Source organism: Tenacibaculum finnmarkense (genome assembly GCF_900239185.1).
GTDB classification, from domain to species: domain Bacteria; phylum Bacteroidota; class Bacteroidia; order Flavobacteriales; family Flavobacteriaceae; genus Polaribacter; species Polaribacter finnmarkensis.
In genome coordinates this window covers 108581-127761 of record NZ_OENA01000023.1, presented here as the reverse complement: position 1 = coordinate 127761, position 19181 = coordinate 108581, and the positions used below count along the sequence as shown (strand labels likewise).

The window sequence follows — 19181 nt, the reverse complement described above, 5'->3', positions numbered from 1 at the left end:
AAAATGGCAGAATTAAAAGATTTCGCAGAGCAATTAGTTAACTTAACAGTAAAAGAAGTTAATGAATTAGCTGATATTTTAAAAGACGAATATGGTATTGAGCCAGCAGCAGCAGTAGCAGTAGCAGGTCCAGCAGGAGAAGCAGGAGCAGCAGCAGATGAGCAAACTGAATTTGATGTTATCTTAAAAGCAGCAGGTGGTTCTAAATTAGCTGTAGTAAAGTTAGTTAAAGAATTAACTGGATTAGGTTTAAAAGAAGCTAAAGCAATCGTTGATAGCGCACCAGCACCAGTAAAAGAAGGAGTAACTAAAGATGAGGCTGAAGGTCTTTTAAAATCTTTAGAAGAAGCAGGAGCTGAAGCAGAGATTAAGTAATCTATATCCCTGGTTTAACTAGGTAAAACAATTAAGGTTTAGGTACTAGAAACATTCGTTTCTGGTCCTAAACCATTTTGTGTATATATTCGTTCTTTATTTTATTACATCTGTAACACTATAATAGTACGACTGTAAAGAGCTGACACTAAGTTAGCAAAGCAATTAAAATTGCATTATTGAAACGAGATAGTTTCAAAAAATAATATTTTTAATTTAAAAATAGCATCTCTTTTGGCAACGATAAACACTACTGAAAGAATTAACTTCGCATCATCGCAATTAGGTACCGATTATCCAGACTTTTTGGATATTCAGGTGAAATCTTTCCAAGATTTTTTCCAATTGCAAACCAAAGCTGATGAGCGAGGTGAAGAAGGTTTGTACAAAACCTTCATGGATAACTTTCCGATTACAGATACCCGTAATCAATTTGTATTAGAATTTTTAGACTACTTTGTAGATCCACCAAGATATAGCATCCAAGAATGTATTGAAAGAGGTTTAACACATAGTGTTCCTTTAAAAGCAAGATTAAAGCTTTACTGTACAGATCCTGAACACGAAGATTTTGAAACTATTGTTCAAGATGTGTATTTAGGAACGATTCCTTATATGACAAATTCTGGAACCTTCATTATTAATGGAGCTGAACGAGTTGTTGTATCTCAATTACACCGTTCACCAGGGGTGTTTTTTGGACAATCTTTCCATGCAAACGGAACTAAGTTGTATTCTGCAAGAGTAATTCCTTTTAAAGGATCTTGGATAGAATTTGCAACTGATATCAATCAAGTAATGTATGCTTATATTGATAGAAAGAAAAAACTACCAGTAACTACGTTATTCAGAGCCATTGGTTTTGAAAGAGATAAAGATATATTAGAAATTTTTGATTTAGCAGAGGAAATTAAGGTTTCTAAAGCAGGATTAAAAAAAGTATTAGGGCGTAAATTAGCTGCTAGAGTTTTAAAAACTTGGCATGAAGATTTCGTTGATGAAGATACCGGTGAAGTGGTGTCTATTGAACGTAACGAAATTGTTTTCGACCGTGATACCATCATAGAGAAAGAACATATTGATGAAATAATTGACGCAGGTGCTAAAACTATCTTATTACATAAGGTAGATAATGACATGGCCGATTATGCCATCATTCACAATACACTGCAGAAAGATCCTACGAATTCTGAAAAAGAAGCAGTAGAACACGTCTACAGACAATTACGTAATGCTGAGCCGCCAGATGAGGAGACAGCAAGAGGAATTATTGAAAAATTATTCTTCTCTGAGCAACGTTATAGTTTAGGTGAAGTTGGTCGTTTTAGAATGAACACCAAGTTACAGTTAAATGAGCCGATTGATCAGAAGGTATTAACTAAGAATGACATTATTACCATTATCAAATACTTAATTGAGTTAATTAACTCAAAAGCAGAAGTAGATGATATTGACCATTTATCTAACCGTCGTGTAAGAACTGTTGGTGAACAATTAGCAGGTCAATTTGGTGTAGGTTTAGCTCGTATGGCTCGTACTATTCGTGAAAGAATGAATGTGCGTGATAACGAGGTATTTACTCCTATTGATTTAATTAATGCGAAGACCTTATCTTCAGTAATTAATTCGTTTTTTGGAACTAACCAGTTATCTCAATTTATGGATCAAACCAATCCATTAGCTGAGATTACGCACAAACGTCGTTTATCAGCACTAGGACCTGGAGGTTTATCTAGAGAAAGAGCAGGATTCGAGGTTCGTGATGTTCACTATACACACTACGGACGTTTATGTCCAATTGAAACTCCTGAGGGACCGAATATTGGATTAATTTCATCTTTAGCAGTATTTGCAAAGGTTAACAGTTTAGGTTTTATCGAAACACCTTATAAAAAGGTTATCGAAGGAAATGTAGATGTACACCAAGAGCATATATATTTAAGTGCTGAAGAAGAAGAAGGAATGAAGTTTGCACAATCTAATTTAGAGGTAAGTGCAGCTGGAGATTTTGTTGGAGATAAATTAATTTCACGTGAAGGGGGAGATTTCCCTGTAGTAACACCAACTGAAATTGATTATATGGATGTTGCCCCTAACCAGATAGCATCTATATCAGCATCATTAATTCCTTTCTTAGAGCATGATGATGCCAATAGAGCCTTAATGGGATCGAACATGATGCGTCAAGCAGTTCCATTATTGCGTCCAGAATCACCAATCGTAGGTACAGGATTAGAGCGTAGAGTTGCAAAAGATTCTCGTATTTTAATCAATGCTGAAGGACCTGGAGTTATTGAGTATGTTGATGCGAATAAAATTAGAATTAAGTATGACAGATCAGACGAAGAGCGTTTAGTTAGCTTTGAATCAGATGATATTTCATATAACTTAATTAAGTTTAGAAAAACGAATCAAGGTACGAACATTAACTTAAAGCCAATTGTAAAAGTTGGAGATAGAGTTCAAGAAGGTCAAGTACTTTGTGAAGGTTATGCAACACAAAAAGGAGAATTAGCTTTAGGAAGAAATATGAAAGTAGCCTTTATGCCTTGGAAAGGGTATAACTTTGAGGATGCGATTGTAATTTCAGAAAAAGTGGTTCGTGAAGATATTTTCACTTCTATTCATATTGACGAATATTCATTAGATGTTCGTGATACTAAATTAGGAGCTGAAGAATTAACAAACGATATTCCTAATGTTTCAGAAGAGGCTACTAAAGACTTAGATGAAAACGGAATGATCCGTATTGGAGCAGAGGTAAACCCTGGTGATATCTTAATTGGTAAAATTACACCAAAAGGAGAATCTGATCCAACTCCTGAAGAAAAATTATTACGCGCTATTTTTGGTGATAAAGCAGGTGATGTAAAAGATGCATCATTAAAAGCTTCTCCGTCATTAAGAGGTGTAGTAATTAATAAAAAATTATTTCAACGTGCTGTAAAAGATAAGACAAAACGTGCTCGTGATAAAGAAGCAATTGCTACTTTAGAAGCATCTTATGTTCATAAGTTCGAAGATTTAAAAGATTTATTAATTGAAAAGTTATTCAACTTAATTACAGGGAAAACTTCTCAAGGAGTATTTAATGATTTAGGAGAGGAAGTATTACCAAAAGGTAAAAAATTCACTCAAAAAATGTTAAACTCTGTAGGTGATTTTACGCACTTACACGGAACTTGGACTACCGATAAAGACTTAAATAGATTAGTTGTTGAATTAGTTCACAATTATAAAATTAAAGTAAACGATTTACAAGGTTCTTTACGTCGTGAGAAATTTACAATTTCTGTAGGAGATGAATTACCAGCAGGAATCTTAAAACTTGCCAAAATTTATGTTGCTAAAAAACGTAAATTAAAAGTAGGAGATAAGATGGCAGGACGTCATGGAAATAAAGGTATTATTGCTCGTATTGTTAGAGCAGAAGATATGCCTTTCTTAGAAGACGGAACACCTGTTGATATCGTATTAAATCCATTAGGGGTACCATCGCGTATGAATATTGGTCAGATTTATGAAACTGTTCTTGGATGGGCAGGTCAAAAATTAGATCAAAAATATGCGACACCAATTTTTGATGGAGCAAACATTGACCAAATTAACGCTTTAACTGATCAAGCAGGAATTCCACGTTACGGACATACCTATTTATATGATGGAGGAACAGGAAAACGTTTCGACCAACCAGCAACGGTAGGGATCATTTATATGATTAAGTTAGGTCACATGATTGAAGATAAAATGCATGCGCGTTCTATCGGACCTTACTCTTTAATTACACAACAACCATTAGGAGGTAAAGCTCAATTTGGAGGTCAGCGTTTTGGAGAGATGGAAGTTTGGGCATTAGAAGCATATGGTGCATCAAGTATATTAAGAGAAATCTTAACCGTTAAATCTGATGATGTATTAGGTAGAGCCAAAACTTACGAAGCGATCGTAAAAGGTGAAACTATGCCAGAACCAGGTTTACCAGAATCATTTAATGTATTAATGCACGAACTGAAAGGTTTAGGATTAGATGTTAAATTAGAGGAATAACAAACAGTGAAATATCATTAGGTAATCGTCTTGATTGCCTAATGATAAATCATTTTAAATATACGCCTTAATTAGGGGCAAATTTTTAATTCGAATCCATTACTTATTATGGCAAGAAAGAACGAAAAATACACTGTTAAAAAGTTTAACAAAATTTCAATTGGTTTAGCATCTCCAGAGTCTATTTTAGAGGCATCTAGAGGTGAGGTTTTAAAACCAGAAACTATAAATTACCGTACACATAAACCAGAAAGAGATGGGTTATTTTGTGAGCGTATATTCGGTCCTATAAAGGATTATGAGTGTGCCTGTGGTAAATACAAAAGAATCCGTTATAAAGGAATCATTTGTGATCGATGTGGGGTTGAAGTTACCGAGAAAAAGGTACGTAGAGACAGAGTAGGTCACATTAATTTAGTTGTACCAGTAGCACATATTTGGTATTTTAGATCATTGCCTAACAAAATGGGGTACCTTTTAGGGTTGCCATCTAAAAAGTTAGACATGATTATTTACTACGAACGTTACGTAGTAATTCAAGCAGGTGATGCTAAAACTGCTGAAGGAGAGTCATTGAATAAAATGGACTTCTTAACAGAAGAAGAGTATTTAGATATTTTAGATACACTTCCACAAGAAAACATGTATTTAGATGATACAGACCCTACTAAGTTTATCGCTAAAATGGGAGCTGAATGTTTAATCGATTTATTAGAAAGAATTGATTTAGACGCCTTATCATTTGAATTACGTCATAAAGCAAATACGGAAACTTCTAAGCAGCGTAAAAACGAAGCATTAAAACGTTTAAATGTTGTAGAAGCTTTTAGAGATTCTCAAAAAAATAGAGAAAACAACCCAGAGTGGATGATTATGAAGGCTGTACCAGTTATACCGCCAGAATTACGTCCTTTAGTGCCATTAGATGGTGGTCGTTTTGCGACTTCAGATTTAAACGATTTATACCGTCGTGTAATTATCCGTAACAATCGTTTAAAGCGATTAATGGAAATTAAAGCACCTGAGGTTATTTTACGTAATGAGAAACGTATGTTACAGGAATCAGTAGATTCTTTATTTGATAACACACGTAAATCATCAGCAGTAAAAACAGAGTCTAACAGACCGTTAAAATCGTTATCTGATAGTTTGAAAGGGAAACAAGGTCGTTTCCGTCAAAACTTACTAGGTAAGCGTGTTGATTATTCTGCACGTTCGGTAATTGTTGTTGGACCAGAATTAAGATTATTTGAATGTGGATTGCCAAAAGATATGGCAGCAGAATTATACAAACCTTTCGTTATTCGTAAGTTAATTGAAAGAGGAATTGTAAAAACTGTAAAATCTGCAAAGAAAATTATAGATAGAAAAGAGCCAGTTGTTTGGGATATTTTAGAAAACGTAATTAAAGGACACCCGGTATTATTAAACCGTGCACCTACATTACACCGTTTAGGTATTCAATCTTTTCAACCAAAATTAATTGAAGGGAAAGCGATTCGTTTACATCCATTAGCATGTTCGGCATTTAATGCCGATTTTGATGGGGATCAAATGGCAGTTCACTTACCATTAGGACCTGAAGCTATTTTAGAAGCGCAGATTTTAATGTTAGGATCTCACAATATTCTGAACCCTGCAAATGGAGCACCAGTAACGGTACCATCTCAGGATATGGTATTGGGTCTGTATTATATGACCAAAGAAAGAAAATCGACACCTGAAGTTATTATTAAAGGTGAAGGATTAACTTTTTATTCTCCAGAAGAGGTAATTATTGCCTTAAATGAAGAAAGAGTAGACTTAAACGCAGGTATAAAAGTTCGTACAGCAGATGTTGTTGATGGTGAGCACGTAACTAGAATTGTAGCAACTACGGTTGGTAGAGTTTTATTTAATGAAAAGGTACCTAAAGCTGCAGGATATATTAATGAGGTTTTAACTAAAAAATCATTAAGAGGTATTATTGGTGATATTTTAAAAGTTACTGATATTCCAACTGTTGGAGATTTCTTAGATGAAATTAAAAATATGGGATATAAATACGCCTTTGAAGGTGGTTTATCTTTCTCATTAGGAGATATTATTATTCCTAAAGAAAAAGCTGGAATGATTGCTGAAGCTAATAAAGAGGTGGACGTAATTGTATCTAACTATAACATGGGAATGTTAACAAATAAAGAACGTTATAATCAGGTAATTGATATCTGGGGATCTACTAATAATAGATTAACAGAATTATCTATGAAGCGTTTACGAGAAGATCAGCAAGGATTTAACTCGGTATTTATGATGCTTGATTCTGGAGCAAGGGGTTCGAAAGAGCAAATTCGTCAGTTAACAGGTATGCGTGGATTAATGGCAAAACCTAAAAAATCTACTGCTGGTGGTGGAGAAATTATTGAAAATCCAATTCTTTCTAACTTTAAGGAAGGATTATCAATTTTAGAATACTTTATCTCTACTCACGGTGCACGTAAAGGTTTAGCGGATACGGCTCTTAAAACAGCCGATGCTGGTTACTTAACACGTCGTTTAGTAGATGTATCGCAAGATGTAATTGTAAACGAAGTTGATTGTGGAACTTTAAGAGGGTTAGAAGTAGCTCCTTTAAAGAAAAATGATGAAATTGTTGAATCTTTAAGCGATAGAATTACAGGGCGTACTTCTTTACAAGATGTATATGCACCAAATTCTGATGATATTATCGTTGCTTCTGGTGAATTAATTACGTCAAAATTAGCAGATACAATTCAAGCTGCTGGTATTGATAAAGTAGAGGTTCGTTCGGCATTAACATGTGAATCTGAAAGAGGAATTTGTGAAAAATGTTATGGACAATCATTATCAACAGGTAAAAAAGTTCAAAGAGGTGAAGCAGTTGGTGTAATTGCAGCACAATCTATTGGAGAGCCTGGTACACAGTTAACATTACGTACTTTCCACGTTGGAGGGGTAGCAGGAAACATTTCTGAAGAGAATAAGTTGATTGCAAAATATGAAGGTAACGTTAAAATAGAAGATTTACGTACTGTAAATGGTAAAGATAAAGAAGGAAATGAAATAGAAATAGTTATTTCACGTACTGCAGAAATCAAAATCATTGACAAAAAGACAGAAATCGTATTAAGTACAAACATTATTCCTTATGGTTCAATTATCTTTAATAAAGATATGAAAACCATTAAAAAAGGAGATGCTGTATGTCAGTGGGATCCATTTAACGGGGTTATCGTATCTGAATTTGGAGGTCGTGTGAAGTTTGATAACTTAGAACAAGGTATTAATTACTCTGTTGAAGTTGATGAGCAAACTGGTTTCCAAGAGAAAGTTATGATTGACTCTAAGAACAAAAAAATTATTGCTTCATTAATTATTGAAGATGCTGATGGTAATGCGTTACGTTCGTACAGTTTACCAGTAGGTGCTCACTTAATGATTAGCGATGGTGATAAAGTTGAAACAGGTCATACTTTAGTGAAAATTCCACGTAAGTCTGGTAAAGCAGGCGATATTACAGGAGGTTTACCACGTGTAACAGAATTATTTGAAGCACGTAACCCATCGAATCCAGCAGTAATTGCTCAGATTGACGGTGTGGTATCTTTCGGTAAAATTAAGCGAGGAAATCGTGAAATTATTATTGAATCTAAAACTGGTGATATTACTAAGTATTTAGTAAAATTATCTAACCAAATTTTAGTTCAAGAGAACGATTTTATTAAAGCAGGTATGCCTTTATCTGATGGAGCTACAACGCCTATCGATATTTTAAATATTCAAGGACCTTCAGCGGTACAACAATATTTAGTAAACGAAATTCAAGAAGTATATCGTTTACAGGGTGTAAAAATTAATGACAAGCATTTCGAAGTAGTAGTACGTCAAATGATGCGTAAAGTTAGAATTATTGATTCTGGAGATACCTTATTACTAGAAAATCAATTAATTCATAAGAATGACTTTATCAAAGACAACGATGCTATCTACGGAATGAAAGTTGTTGAAGATGCAGGAGATTCTGAAAATTTACAAGCAGGACAGATTGTTTCGGCACGTCAATTAAGAGATGAAAATTCTATTTTACGTAGAGCAGATAAAAATTTAGTAGCCGCTCGTGAAGCGAAACCAGCAACAGCTGAACAAATTTTACAAGGGATTACTAGAGCTTCGTTACAAACGAAATCATTTATATCGGCAGCGTCGTTCCAGGAAACTACTAAAGTATTAAACGAAGCCGCAGTAAACGGTAAAATTGATACCTTAGAAGGATTAAAAGAAAATGTAATTGTAGGTAAACGTATACCAGCAGGTACAGGAATGAGATCTTACGATCGTCAGATTGTAGGGCCTAGAGAAGAAATGGAAGAAAATTTATAATTTTTAATACAAAGGCCTCTAAATTTTTTAGAGGCCTTTTTTTTTATTAATATTATGGAAAACAATAAAGAACCACAATTAAATATTGAATTAGATCAAGATATTGCTGAAGGAACCTATAGTAATTTAGCGATAATCAATCATTCAGTATCAGAATTTATCGTTGATTTTATCAATATTATGCCAGGTATTCCAAAGCCAAAGGTAAAATCAAGAATTATTTTAACACCACAACATGCTAAAAGACTTGCAAAGGCTTTGGTTGAAAATGTTCAAAAATTTGAACAAACAAATGGTGAAATTAAAGACTATGAGCAGGTGCCAATTCCAATGAATTTTGGAGGGACAACAGGGGAAGCTTAAAAATAAAAAAAAACGTCTATAATTAGACGTTTTTTTATTTTTAAGTAAAAAATATTTTAAAACCCTGTTGAAATATCTTTTAAGGCTTGTTTATCAAGAATAAAAACTTGTTTTCCTTTTAAATCAATTAGTTTTTTCTTTTTAAATTCAGAAAGTAATCGAATTGCCGATTCGGTCGCTGTACCAATAATATTGGCAATATCTTCTCTAGATAATTGAATGTCTAAAGCCCCATTTTCATTTTTAGTAAATTTACGATCAAGGTTTAATAGGGTAGAAGCTAAGCGCTGTTTAACGGTTTTTTGAGCCATATCAACAATAAAATCATCCGCAGTTTTAAGAGAAGATGCCATTGTTTTAAGAATATCCATGGTAAATTTTTGGTTCTCTTCTAAATCTCTAACAATTTCTTCTTTAGGGATAAAACAAATTTCCATATCATTTATAGCAATTGCTTTTAAGTTAGAAGCTTCATCATTAATTAAACTTCGCTCGCCTAATAAATCGCCTTTTTGTATAAGGTTTACTATTTGATCTCTTCCGTTATCACTCATTTTAGATATTTTACAAATACCTTTTTTAACACAGAAAACACCATTAATATGCTCGCCTTCTTCAAACAAAACAGTTCCTTTTTTTATGGTTTTAGATGTTTTACACCCCGCAACCCGAATCAATTCATCTTTTGTGAGTGATTTTAAGGAATTAAGTTGACGAATAGCACATTGTTCACACTTGCTCATAGTAATTTTTAGTTAGGCTAGTTCAAAGATAACAAAAAGCTGATATATATCATGTTTTAATTACGCTTCTTATAAGACCTTTGCACTAGGCAAAAGAGTAAATATGGAAAACACAAAATGTTTTCATTGTGGTACCGAATGCGATACCAAAACCATCACTATTAAAGAGAAATCTTTTTGTTGTAATGGTTGTAAGACGGTTTTTGAAATTTTTTCAGAAAATGATTTAACCTGTTACTATGATTTTCAAAACAATCCAGGAGCAATCCCTGATGAAATTCAAGGAAAATACGACTTTCTAGACAACGCATCTATTACCGATAAACTACTAGAGTTTAACGATGGTAATTTGCATGTTGTTAACTTATATATACCTCATATACATTGTAGTTCGTGTATTTGGGTGTTAGAAAACGTGCATAAATTACAACGAAACATTAGTTCGGCGCAAGTTGATTTTCCTAAAAAAACGGTTCGAATTACGTATAATTCTGAAATTATTTCTTTGAAAGAAATTGTTTTATTGTTGAGTTCTATCGGATACGAACCGTATATCAGTTTAGAAGATTACGAAGTTGGCAAAAAGAAAGTTGACCGCAGCTTAATTTATAAATTAGGAATTGCTGGTTTTTCTTTTGGAAATGTAATGTTTTTATCGTTTCCAGAATATTTTGAAGTAACTGGTTTTTGGTTGGAACAATACAAAGGAATATTTCGTTGGTTGATGTTTTTCTTTTCATTACCTGTAGTTTTTTATGCTGCGCAGGATTATTTTATTTCGGCATATAAAGGATTACGAGCTAAAATTTTAAATATTGATGTTCCTATTGCTTTAGGAGTTGCTGTTTTATTTATCCGAAGTTCTGCTGAAATTATTTTTGATATCGGAACTGGTTTTTTTGATAGTTTAACAGGCTTGGTTTTCTTCTTATTATTAGGGAAGTTTTTTCAACAGAAAACCTATAATTTCTTGTCTTTTGAACGTGATTATAAATCGTATTTTCCCATTGCGGTAACTCGAATTTCATCCGAAGGAAAAGAAGAAAATGTACAAATTTATGATGTTGAAAAAGGCGATAGATTATTAATTAGAAATCAAGAATTAATTCCTGTTGATGGAATTTTAATCAACGGAAATGCAAAAATCGATTACAGTTTTGTTACAGGTGAAGCAGTTCCTGTAGCTAAAAAATCGGGCGATAAATTATTTGCAGGAGGAAAGCAATTATCGGGAGTTGTAGAAATGGAAGTTTTAAGCTCGGTTTCGCAAAGTTATTTAACACAATTGTGGAGTAATGATGTATTTAAGAAAGATAAAAACTCCTCATTTAAAACATTGACAGATCGTATAAGTCAGAATTTTACGGTCACCGTTTTAATAATCGCTTTTTTTTCAACCGCATTTTGGCTGTATTATGATGCTAGCAAAGCTTTAAATGTATTTACCGCTGTGTTAATTATTGCCTGTCCGTGTGCGATTGCTTTAGCTGCTCCGTTTACTTTAGGGAATATGCTTCGGATTTTTGGGAAGAAGAAATTCTACTTGAAAAATGCCACGGTTGTAGAACAATTAGCCGCAATCGATACTGTTATTTTTGATAAAACAGGAACACTTACAACAAGTAAAGAAAATCAAATTGAGTATAAAGGAAGCGAATTGTCATCCGAAGAAAAAGTACTTTTAAAAAGTGCTTTACGAGCTTCAAATCATCCGTTAAGTAGAATGTTATACGGTTTTTTATCGGTAGAAATGTTGCCTGTTGATAGCTTTAAAGAATACACAGGAAAAGGAATTGAAGCTAGATGTAATGGGGTAGATGTAAAAATAGGTTCGTCATCTTTTGTGAATAATACCAAAGAAAAACTCAATTTAGATACTTCGGTACATAGTAGTTTTGATGGAGTTTATAAAGGAAAGTATGTCTTTAAAAATGCGTATCGAAATGGTGTAAAAGACTTGTTTTCGGAATTAAATACTAATTATAATTTGGCGGTTGTTTCTGGTGATAATGAAGGAGAAAAACAATATTTAGAAGCTTTATTACCTAAAAATACGTCGTTTTTATTTAATCAAAAGCCAGAAGATAAATTAAATTACGTGGAAAATTTACAAAATAAAGGACAAAGCGTAATGATGATTGGTGATGGCTTAAATGATGCGGGAGCTTTGGCACAAAGTAATGTTGGTATTTCATTATCGGAAAATATTAACGTGTTTTCACCTGCTTGTGATGCTATTTTAGATGCTTCAAAATTTAATGAAATTTCAGGATACATAAAAGCATCAAAAAAAGCAATCAAAATAATTAAGTATAGTTTTATGCTGTCATTATGTTATAATTTAATTGGATTATATTTTGCTACAACAGGACAATTAAAACCTGTAATTGCGGCAATACTAATGCCTTTAAGTTCGATTAGCATCGTGTTATTTACAACGATTGCAACAAATTTATTAGGAAAAAAAATTAAATAATTTTAAAAGATAATTATTATGAAAGTAGCCTCATTTTTAGAAGATATTAAGTTTAATGAAAACAAACCAGCGGTATCATTATTATTAGATACTGGTTTTTCAAAAGAAATTCGAATTGTCTTTAAAAAAGGACAAGTAATGGAAGCGCATCAAGCACCTTTTGCAATAATTGTTCAGGTGATAAAAGGTTGTATTGATTTTGGTGTTGATAACGAAATAAAGCAATTAAATGCTGGAGATATAATTTCATTAAAACCACAAGTAGTACATGATTTAACAGCAGTAGGAGAAAGTGTTGTACGTTTGTCATTATCAAAAACAGATACGGTAAAAAGAGTTGAGAACGTATAAAAAATATAAAATTGATGCAATTAAATACCTATATAGACCACACTTTACTAAAAGCAACCGCTACAGATAACGATATTATACAACTGTGTGAACAAGCCAATAAATATGGTTTTTTTGCCGTTTGCGTAAATGGCTGTTATGTGAAATTAGCAAAAAAAACTTTAGTGAATTCTGATGTGAAAATAGCCGCTGTTATTGGGTTTCCTTTAGGAGCAATGACTACCGAAGTTAAAATTTTTGAGGCGGTTAATTGTATTGAAAATGGTGCGTCAGAAATTGATATGGTTATTAATGTTGGTAAATTGTTAGCTGGCGAGCATGATTATGTTGAAAATGAAATAAGGCTGATAAAAAAAGCCATCGGAAATAATGTTTTAAAAGTAATTTTTGAGAATTGTTATTTATCCGAAGAAAAACTGAAAACAGTTTGTTTGCTCGCGGTAAATGCAGGTGCTGATTTTATAAAAACATCGACAGGTTTTGGTACAAGTGGCGCTACTTTTAAACAGGTTGAATTGATGAAGTTTACGGTTAAAAATAGCGTTCAAATAAAAGCGGCTGGCGGTATTAAAGATATTGAAACAGCAGCGAAATATATTAAACTAGGCGCAACTCGCTTAGGAACATCAGCAGGGGTTTCTTTGGTTACTAAAGGGGTTTCTGAAAATGATAATTATTAAAAAAGGTTGTTTAGCTAAAGCGTATCAATTTATTATTATTCCGCTAAGTTTTTAGGCTAATTGACTTGATATTCTAAAAAAATATACATGAATTCACTGATACAAAAATACAATATTCCAGGTCCAAGATATACGAGTTATCCGACAGTTCCTTATTGGAAAAATGAAACTTTTTCTAAAGATAAATGGATTGAAACTTTTAAAAAATCGTTTATAGAAAGTAATTCATCCGAAGGAATTAGTGTGTATATTCATTTACCTTTTTGCGAAAGTATTTGTACTTTTTGTGCCTGTCATAAACATATTACAAAAAGACATGAAGTAGAAGAAGATTATATTGATACCGTTTTAAAAGAATGGAATTTATATACGAATTTAGTCGATGAAACGCCAATTATCAAGGAAATTCATTTGGGCGGAGGAACACCTACTTTTTTTTCAAAAGAAAATTTAAAAAAGTTAATTGATGGTTTATTTATCAATGCTAAAAAACATCCGAAGCACGAATTTAGTTTTGAAGGACATCCAAATAATACCACAAAAGAACAATTACAAACTTTATTTGATGTCGGTTTCACACGAGTAAGTTACGGCGTGCAAGATTATAATTTAAAGGTTCAAGAAGCAATACACAGAGTACAACCTTTTGAAAATGTTGAAAAAGCAACTCGATGGGCTAGGGAAATCGGCTATACATCTATCAGTCACGATTTGATTTTTGGATTGCCATTTCAAACCAAAGAAAATGTAATTCATACCATTAATAAAACCAAAGAATTACAGCCTGATAGAATTTCGTTTTATAGTTACGCACATGTTCCTTGGGTAAAAGGTGTTGGACAACGAGGTTTTAAGGAGGAAGATTTACCAAAGAATGAAGAAAAACGTGCATTGTACGAAATAGGGAAGGAGTTATTTGCCGAAATGGGTTACGTTGAAATAGGAATGGATCATTTTGCGTTAAAATCGGATAGTTTATATAAAGCAACTCATGAAAAAACATTGCATCGTAATTTTATGGGCTATACTGCCAATAAAACGCAGTTAATGATTGGTTTAGGAATGTCGTCAATTTCTGATTCTTGGTATGGGTTTGCACAGAATGTAAAAACAGTAAAAGAATATCAAAAAATAGTGAATGAAGGAGAAATCCCTGTTTTTAGAGGACATATTTTATCCGAAGAAGATTTAATTATCCGAAAGCATATTTTAAATATTATGTGTCATTTTACCACTTCGTGGGATGCTCAAGATTTAAAGGTTAAAGGTATCGAAATCCTTTTAGAAAAATTAGAAGAAATGGTGGCTGATGGTTTGGTTTTTATCGATGGAAATACTTTAACAGTTCCTGAAAAAGCAAGACCTTATGTTCGAAATATTTGTATGGCGTTTGATAAGCGTTTGCATAATAATAAGCCCGAAACAAAATTGTTTTCGATGACAATTTAGAGGTTTTCTGCTTCTAAAAATAAAGGGGTGAAACCAAGGCTTGATAAAACAAGCCTTGGTTTAAAAAAAAGGATTTATATAGTTTATTTATTATGACACCCTTCACAATAACCACAATACGTAAACTAACTCCTTTAATTATTTTTTATTGAACGTTCTTTTTTTAACAAATAAATAACTTTTTATTTAAAACAATTATTTACTTCGCTATAAGTGTTTTATATCAATTAAATTCCATTTCATAGTTGTCAAATAGTTTACAACAGGTTAAATGAAAAATAGTAACACTTATTAATTGTACCTTTGTTTAGTACGATGCAAATATCGTATTATTTTCCGTTTATGAAAATAATTTACGTATTATTTTACGAAAAATTATGGTAGCAAGTAGGATTAAAATATTTATAAGACATAAAGGTGTGGCTGTTAGTAAGTTAGAGCGTGTTATTGGTGCTAGTGATGGTACTTTACGGAATGCTTTAAAGAAAGGAACAGAGATTAATTCAAAATGGCTCGGATTAATTTCCGATAATTTCCCTGATTTAAACTTTAATTGGCTAATTACAGGTAAAGGCAATATGCTTTTAACTGATGAGCCTTTAAGTTTAGAAGAAATTAAGAATGAAAAGATACTCGATTATATTTTAGTAAATATAGATGATTTTAGAAAAGAGCCTAAAATAAATGCGATAGCGGGGTTATTTTCTAATTTTGAACAACAAAAAGAGTGTCAAAAATTATATGATAAAATTACCGATTATGAATGTTTATTCAAGGAATTAAAAGATAAACAGTAATTTTTATAACTTATTTAATTGCTTTAGCACTGTATCTAATTTATCTAATCGAATGTCTAATTTTGAGGTGAATTTTGGGTATCGCTTTAAAAACACATAAGAAACTTTCCAGAAATGAATAGTAATTCCATAAGGAATTATGATGGGCGCAATATGTATATGATCGGCTGATAAATGGTACCCTGTATCGGTTGTATTATAGCGTCTGATTGATAAGGCATCGTTTGCCAATACAATTACGACATCTCCTTTAGTTAAATCATCAGAAATAGCACTTTCGCCAACTACAACATCACCAGGAAATAAACCTTCTTCATTAGATACCATATATAAATTAGGTACTGTAAATGCTAATAATGCCGCAGTCGCTGTTATTGGCATGCTAAGTACAGGTAAAGAGTCATAGTTTTCTGTAGTTTTAAAATCAGTCATAAATTGATGGCTGTTTAAGGAGTTTACAAACGGAATATCAGTAAAACTAGCTTTTACAATTTGATTGATATCTGTAGTAATGCCTTCATTAAACCGCAATAATTGATTAACAGTAATGTTTTTTGTTAGGATGTCATCAATAGAAATGCTAAAATAATTAGCAATTTTTATAATAGTATCAATTTTAGGTTCGCTTCGTTCTTCTTCATAAGCCCCTAAAGTACCTCTTTTTAAGTTGAATATATCTGCAAAAGCTTGTTGGCTAAGTTTTTTTACACTTCTTATCTTTTTAATATTTTTACCAAAAAATGACATAGTTTGCTAATTTTATTTGCAGTTTGTTTAAATATAGTTATATTTGACCTGTCAAAAATACTCAAATTAGCGAGTAATATTACAGAATATAGCAATAGTTCTAAAATGATTAGCAATTTTGAAAAAGAAGTATATCGATGAAAAAACAATTTAATAGGATTAAAAATTACTTACTTGAGTTAAATTACAACATTACTCATGAAGATCCGTCGGAAGGAATTTTAATGATTCAGAATGAAAATGAAGGAATTAATAATTTAATAATAGGAATTGCCAGCCCGATTTTAATTATTGAACAATATATTTTTAAAATTACAAATCCTGATGAAACTATTTTTCAACAATTATTACAAAAAAATAGAGACATCGTTCACGGTGCTTTTGTGTTAGATGAAACAGGTACGAAAGTAATTTTTAGAGATACTTTACAAATTGAAAATCTTGACTTAAACGAATTGGAAGGTTCTATAAATTCGTTGAGTTTATTATTAAGTGAGTATTCAGAAAATATTATTCAATTTTCGAAAGCATAATTAAAAATACAAATTAACAGACACTAAAAAAAACATATAATGAACATATTTAGAAGATTATTTAACGTAGGGAAAGCAGAAGCAAATTCAGCAATTGATAAAATGGAAAACCCTATCAAAATGACAGAGCAGGGTATTAAAGACATGAAAAATGATTTAACACAAGCATTAGAAGGGCTTGCGCAGGTAAAAGCGATGTTAATTCGTTCTAAAAATGATAAAACACAGTTTGAAATAAAAGCGAAGGATTATCAAAATAAAGCGATGTTAATTTTACAGAAAGCAGGAAAAGGAGAGCTTACTGCCGAAAATGCCGACCGTTTAGCAACCGAAGCATTGGTTAAAAAAGAAGAAAATACCGAACATGTGAACCGCTGTGAGGTTGAGGTGACTAATTTTTCAAAATCAGTATCGCAATTAGAAACGAATGTGAACAGTTTAAAAAATAACATCAGCAAATGGGAAAACGAATTAAAAACTCTTAAAGCTCGTGTAAAAGTTTCGAATGCAACCAAAAATTTAAATAAACAAATGGCTGCAATCGATAGTTCTAGTACGGTTAATATGCTAGAAAAAATGAAAGAAAAAGTATCCGAAGAAGAAGCTTTAGCCGAAGCTTATGGTGATATTGCTAACGAATCAAAAAGTATTGATGATGAATTAGACAAAGCATTGGGTACTAAAAAAACAAGTGCAGCAAATAATTTAGAGGAATTAAAAAAACAAATGGGCTTATAAAATTATTATATTTAATAATTTAGGCTCTTCTTTATATAAAAGAAGGGCTTTTTTTGTTTTAAATAAACACACACAAAACAATATAAATACATGGGAATACTTGATTTTTTTAAGAAAAAAGAAACGGAAAGACATTTTGATCCAACCAATATTAAAATTAACGATTTAGGAAAAGGATATATTTTTGAATACGCTACCGAAACCTGGACGGTTACAGCATTATTTGAATACGATTGGGGTGATGATTATTTTACACGTGAATTTGTGATCAAAAATGGAACTACTGAAAAATTTTTAAACCTTGAAGATGATGGCGGTTTAGTAGTTACTTTATCAGAAAAAATAAAACTAAGAAAGTTAGGTGAAACAGTTTGTGATTATATGGATGAAAATCAAAAACCACCTAAAAAAATTAATTTTGAAGGAACTCGTTATTTTTTAGATGAAAAATCACCAGGATTTTGCAAAGAACTTGACGCTTCTAATTGGGAAGAATTAATTTCTTACGATTATTTAGATGAATCCGAAGAAAAAACACTGTGCATAGAACAATATGGCGAACAAGAATTTGAAGTAAGCAAAGGGATTATTATCAATGAGCTTGCTGTTTCAAATATATTGCCTGTTGCAGATAGCTATTAATACTAAAAATACTAAATTTGGTTTCAAATTAATTACAATGAAAATATTTCAAACATTACTAATTTCAAGCTTACTTTTGCTTGTGGTTTCTTGTGGGTCAGAACGAAAAAAGTATCTAAAATCTCCTTTAGATGAAATTATTACCACGTATATTGATACACAAAATTACAGTGTTATTCTAACTGATATGGATTATAAAGAAGATAGCGATGCCTATTTTCATAAATATAAAATTATCCTTGAAAAAAATAATAAAACAACGAAACCGACTGAAGATGATTTTGATATAAAACGTACCGATTGGAAAAAAGTTTCTGCAATCACTTTTGAAGAGCATCAAAAAGATTTAGGAATGACCGTTTTATCAAAGAAAAATGGTGTTCTAGATAAAAAATCAACGCCTGCGGGTTACAATAATTACGTAGGAAATCAAAAGTACGGAAGCTGGGAACGACAAAGTAATGGTTCTTCTTTTTGGGCATTTTATGGGCAGTATCATTTTATGAGTAGTCTTTTAGGCGGCTCGAGTAGGCGATATGGAAGAAGTGATTATGACTATTACAGAACCAATAATCAGGGAAGAGGTAGTTATTACGGAAGAAATAATACCTACGGAACATCATCAACTAGAAATACGAGTAGTACTTGGAATTCGAAACCTCAAAGTTTTAAAGATAAAGTAAGAACTAACGTAAAGAGAAGTGCGACTTCTTTAAGGTCGAAAGGATATAGCTCTAGTAAAAGTTACTCAAATTCTACGAAAAATAGCCGAACAACAAGAAATAGTAACCGATATCGCAGTTCAAGTTCTTCTCGTTCTAGAAGTGGTGGTTATGGTAAATAATGGTATAAAATGCTCG

15 protein-coding genes are annotated in these 19181 nt (G+C 32.2%); 13 read left to right on the top strand and 2 right to left on the bottom strand.

Translation table 11 applies throughout. From position 1 onward, the window contains the following. Positions 1-3: 3 nt before the first annotated feature. From rplL to AQ1689_RS02780, 4 genes are all read left to right on the top strand, one after another. Complete coding sequence (gene rplL / locus AQ1689_RS02795; RefSeq protein ID WP_101915969.1) at positions 4-375, top strand: 50S ribosomal protein L7/L12; 372 nt, start codon at positions 4-6, stop codon at positions 373-375. Positions 376-609: 234 nt separating this feature from the next. Beyond that, positions 610-4422, top strand: a complete 3813-nt coding sequence (gene rpoB / locus AQ1689_RS02790) for a DNA-directed RNA polymerase subunit beta (protein WP_101915970.1) — start codon at positions 610-612, stop codon at positions 4420-4422. A 108-nt stretch (positions 4423-4530) separates the two neighbouring features. Further along, positions 4531-8802 (top strand): DNA-directed RNA polymerase subunit beta', encoded by a 4272-nt coding sequence (gene rpoC, locus AQ1689_RS02785; RefSeq protein ID WP_101955114.1) that lies wholly within the window; start codon positions 4531-4533, stop codon positions 8800-8802. Between the two features lie 54 nt (positions 8803-8856). Then, positions 8857-9165 carry a DUF3467 domain-containing protein gene (locus tag AQ1689_RS02780; protein WP_058885593.1) on the top strand — a complete coding sequence of 103 codons (309 nt, stop codon included), beginning with the start codon at positions 8857-8859 and terminating at the stop codon, positions 9163-9165. A gap of 56 nt (positions 9166-9221) precedes the next feature. On the opposite strand, the gene AQ1689_RS02775 is transcribed toward AQ1689_RS02780, so the two are convergent. Next, positions 9222-9908, bottom strand: coding sequence for a Crp/Fnr family transcriptional regulator (locus AQ1689_RS02775; RefSeq protein ID WP_101955113.1), 687 nt, complete (start codon positions 9906-9908; stop codon positions 9222-9224). A 103-nt stretch (positions 9909-10011) separates the two neighbouring features. On the opposite strand from AQ1689_RS02775, the gene AQ1689_RS02770 reads away from it, so the two are divergent. From AQ1689_RS02770 to AQ1689_RS02750, 5 genes are all read left to right on the top strand, one after another. Further along, positions 10012-12384, top strand: coding sequence for a heavy metal translocating P-type ATPase (locus AQ1689_RS02770; protein ID WP_101955112.1), 2373 nt, complete (start codon positions 10012-10014; stop codon positions 12382-12384). An 18-nt stretch (positions 12385-12402) separates the two neighbouring features. Beyond that, positions 12403-12735, top strand: a complete 333-nt coding sequence (locus AQ1689_RS02765) for an AraC family ligand binding domain-containing protein (RefSeq protein ID WP_101955111.1) — start codon at positions 12403-12405, stop codon at positions 12733-12735. 14 nt (positions 12736-12749) lie between these two features. Then, positions 12750-13415, top strand: coding sequence for a deoxyribose-phosphate aldolase (gene deoC / locus AQ1689_RS02760; RefSeq protein WP_101915975.1), 666 nt, complete (start codon positions 12750-12752; stop codon positions 13413-13415). A gap of 87 nt (positions 13416-13502) precedes the next feature. Further along, positions 13503-14864: an oxygen-independent coproporphyrinogen III oxidase gene (gene hemN / locus AQ1689_RS02755; protein WP_101955110.1), complete on the top strand. Its 1362-nt coding sequence runs from the start codon at positions 13503-13505 to the stop codon at positions 14862-14864. Positions 14865-15241: 377 nt separating this feature from the next. Continuing rightward, positions 15242-15661 carry a hypothetical protein gene (locus tag AQ1689_RS02750; protein WP_101915977.1) on the top strand — a complete coding sequence of 140 codons (420 nt, stop codon included), beginning with the start codon at positions 15242-15244 and terminating at the stop codon, positions 15659-15661. Positions 15662-15664: 3 nt separating this feature from the next. Here AQ1689_RS02750 and AQ1689_RS02745 read toward each other — a convergent pair whose 3' ends face one another. Further along, positions 15665-16408, bottom strand: coding sequence for a helix-turn-helix domain-containing protein (locus tag AQ1689_RS02745; RefSeq protein WP_101955109.1), 744 nt, complete (start codon positions 16406-16408; stop codon positions 15665-15667). Positions 16409-16545: 137 nt separating this feature from the next. Between AQ1689_RS02745 and AQ1689_RS02740 the strand changes: the two genes are divergently transcribed. From AQ1689_RS02740 to AQ1689_RS02725, 4 genes are all read left to right on the top strand, one after another. Next, the gene (locus AQ1689_RS02740; protein ID WP_101915979.1) at positions 16546-16941 is read left to right on the top strand and encodes a type III secretion system chaperone family protein; all 396 of its coding nucleotides are present in this window, start codon (positions 16546-16548) and stop codon (positions 16939-16941) included. A 39-nt stretch (positions 16942-16980) separates the two neighbouring features. Beyond that, positions 16981-17679: a PspA/IM30 family protein gene (locus AQ1689_RS02735; RefSeq protein WP_101915980.1), complete on the top strand. Its 699-nt coding sequence runs from the start codon at positions 16981-16983 to the stop codon at positions 17677-17679. Positions 17680-17769: 90 nt separating this feature from the next. Beyond that, positions 17770-18321, top strand: coding sequence for a DUF4178 domain-containing protein (locus tag AQ1689_RS02730; RefSeq protein ID WP_101955108.1), 552 nt, complete (start codon positions 17770-17772; stop codon positions 18319-18321). 37 nt (positions 18322-18358) lie between these two features. Further along, entirely contained in the window at positions 18359-19165 is an 807-nt protein-coding gene (locus tag AQ1689_RS02725) for a hypothetical protein (RefSeq protein WP_101955196.1), read from the top strand. Positions 19166-19181 lie beyond the last annotated feature (16 nt).

Coding starts and splice junctions, on each gene's coding strand:
- rplL (WP_101915969.1), top strand. CDS start 4: ATGGCAGAATTAAAAGATTTCGCAGAGCAATTAGTTAACTTAACAGTA.
- rpoC (WP_101955114.1), top strand. CDS start 4,531: ATGGCAAGAAAGAACGAAAAATACACTGTTAAAAAGTTTAACAAAATT.
- AQ1689_RS02780 (WP_058885593.1), top strand. CDS start 8,857: ATGGAAAACAATAAAGAACCACAATTAAATATTGAATTAGATCAAGAT.
- AQ1689_RS02775 (WP_101955113.1), bottom strand. CDS start 9,908: ATGAGCAAGTGTGAACAATGTGCTATTCGTCAACTTAATTCCTTAAAA.
- AQ1689_RS02770 (WP_101955112.1), top strand. CDS start 10,012: ATGGAAAACACAAAATGTTTTCATTGTGGTACCGAATGCGATACCAAA.
- AQ1689_RS02765 (WP_101955111.1), top strand. CDS start 12,403: ATGAAAGTAGCCTCATTTTTAGAAGATATTAAGTTTAATGAAAACAAA.
- deoC (WP_101915975.1), top strand. CDS start 12,750: ATGCAATTAAATACCTATATAGACCACACTTTACTAAAAGCAACCGCT.
- hemN (WP_101955110.1), top strand. CDS start 13,503: ATGAATTCACTGATACAAAAATACAATATTCCAGGTCCAAGATATACG.
- AQ1689_RS02750 (WP_101915977.1), top strand. CDS start 15,242: ATGGTAGCAAGTAGGATTAAAATATTTATAAGACATAAAGGTGTGGCT.
- AQ1689_RS02745 (WP_101955109.1), bottom strand. CDS start 16,408: ATGTCATTTTTTGGTAAAAATATTAAAAAGATAAGAAGTGTAAAAAAA.
- AQ1689_RS02740 (WP_101915979.1), top strand. CDS start 16,546: ATGAAAAAACAATTTAATAGGATTAAAAATTACTTACTTGAGTTAAAT.
- AQ1689_RS02735 (WP_101915980.1), top strand. CDS start 16,981: ATGAACATATTTAGAAGATTATTTAACGTAGGGAAAGCAGAAGCAAAT.
- AQ1689_RS02730 (WP_101955108.1), top strand. CDS start 17,770: ATGGGAATACTTGATTTTTTTAAGAAAAAAGAAACGGAAAGACATTTT.
- AQ1689_RS02725 (WP_101955196.1), top strand. CDS start 18,359: ATGAAAATATTTCAAACATTACTAATTTCAAGCTTACTTTTGCTTGTG.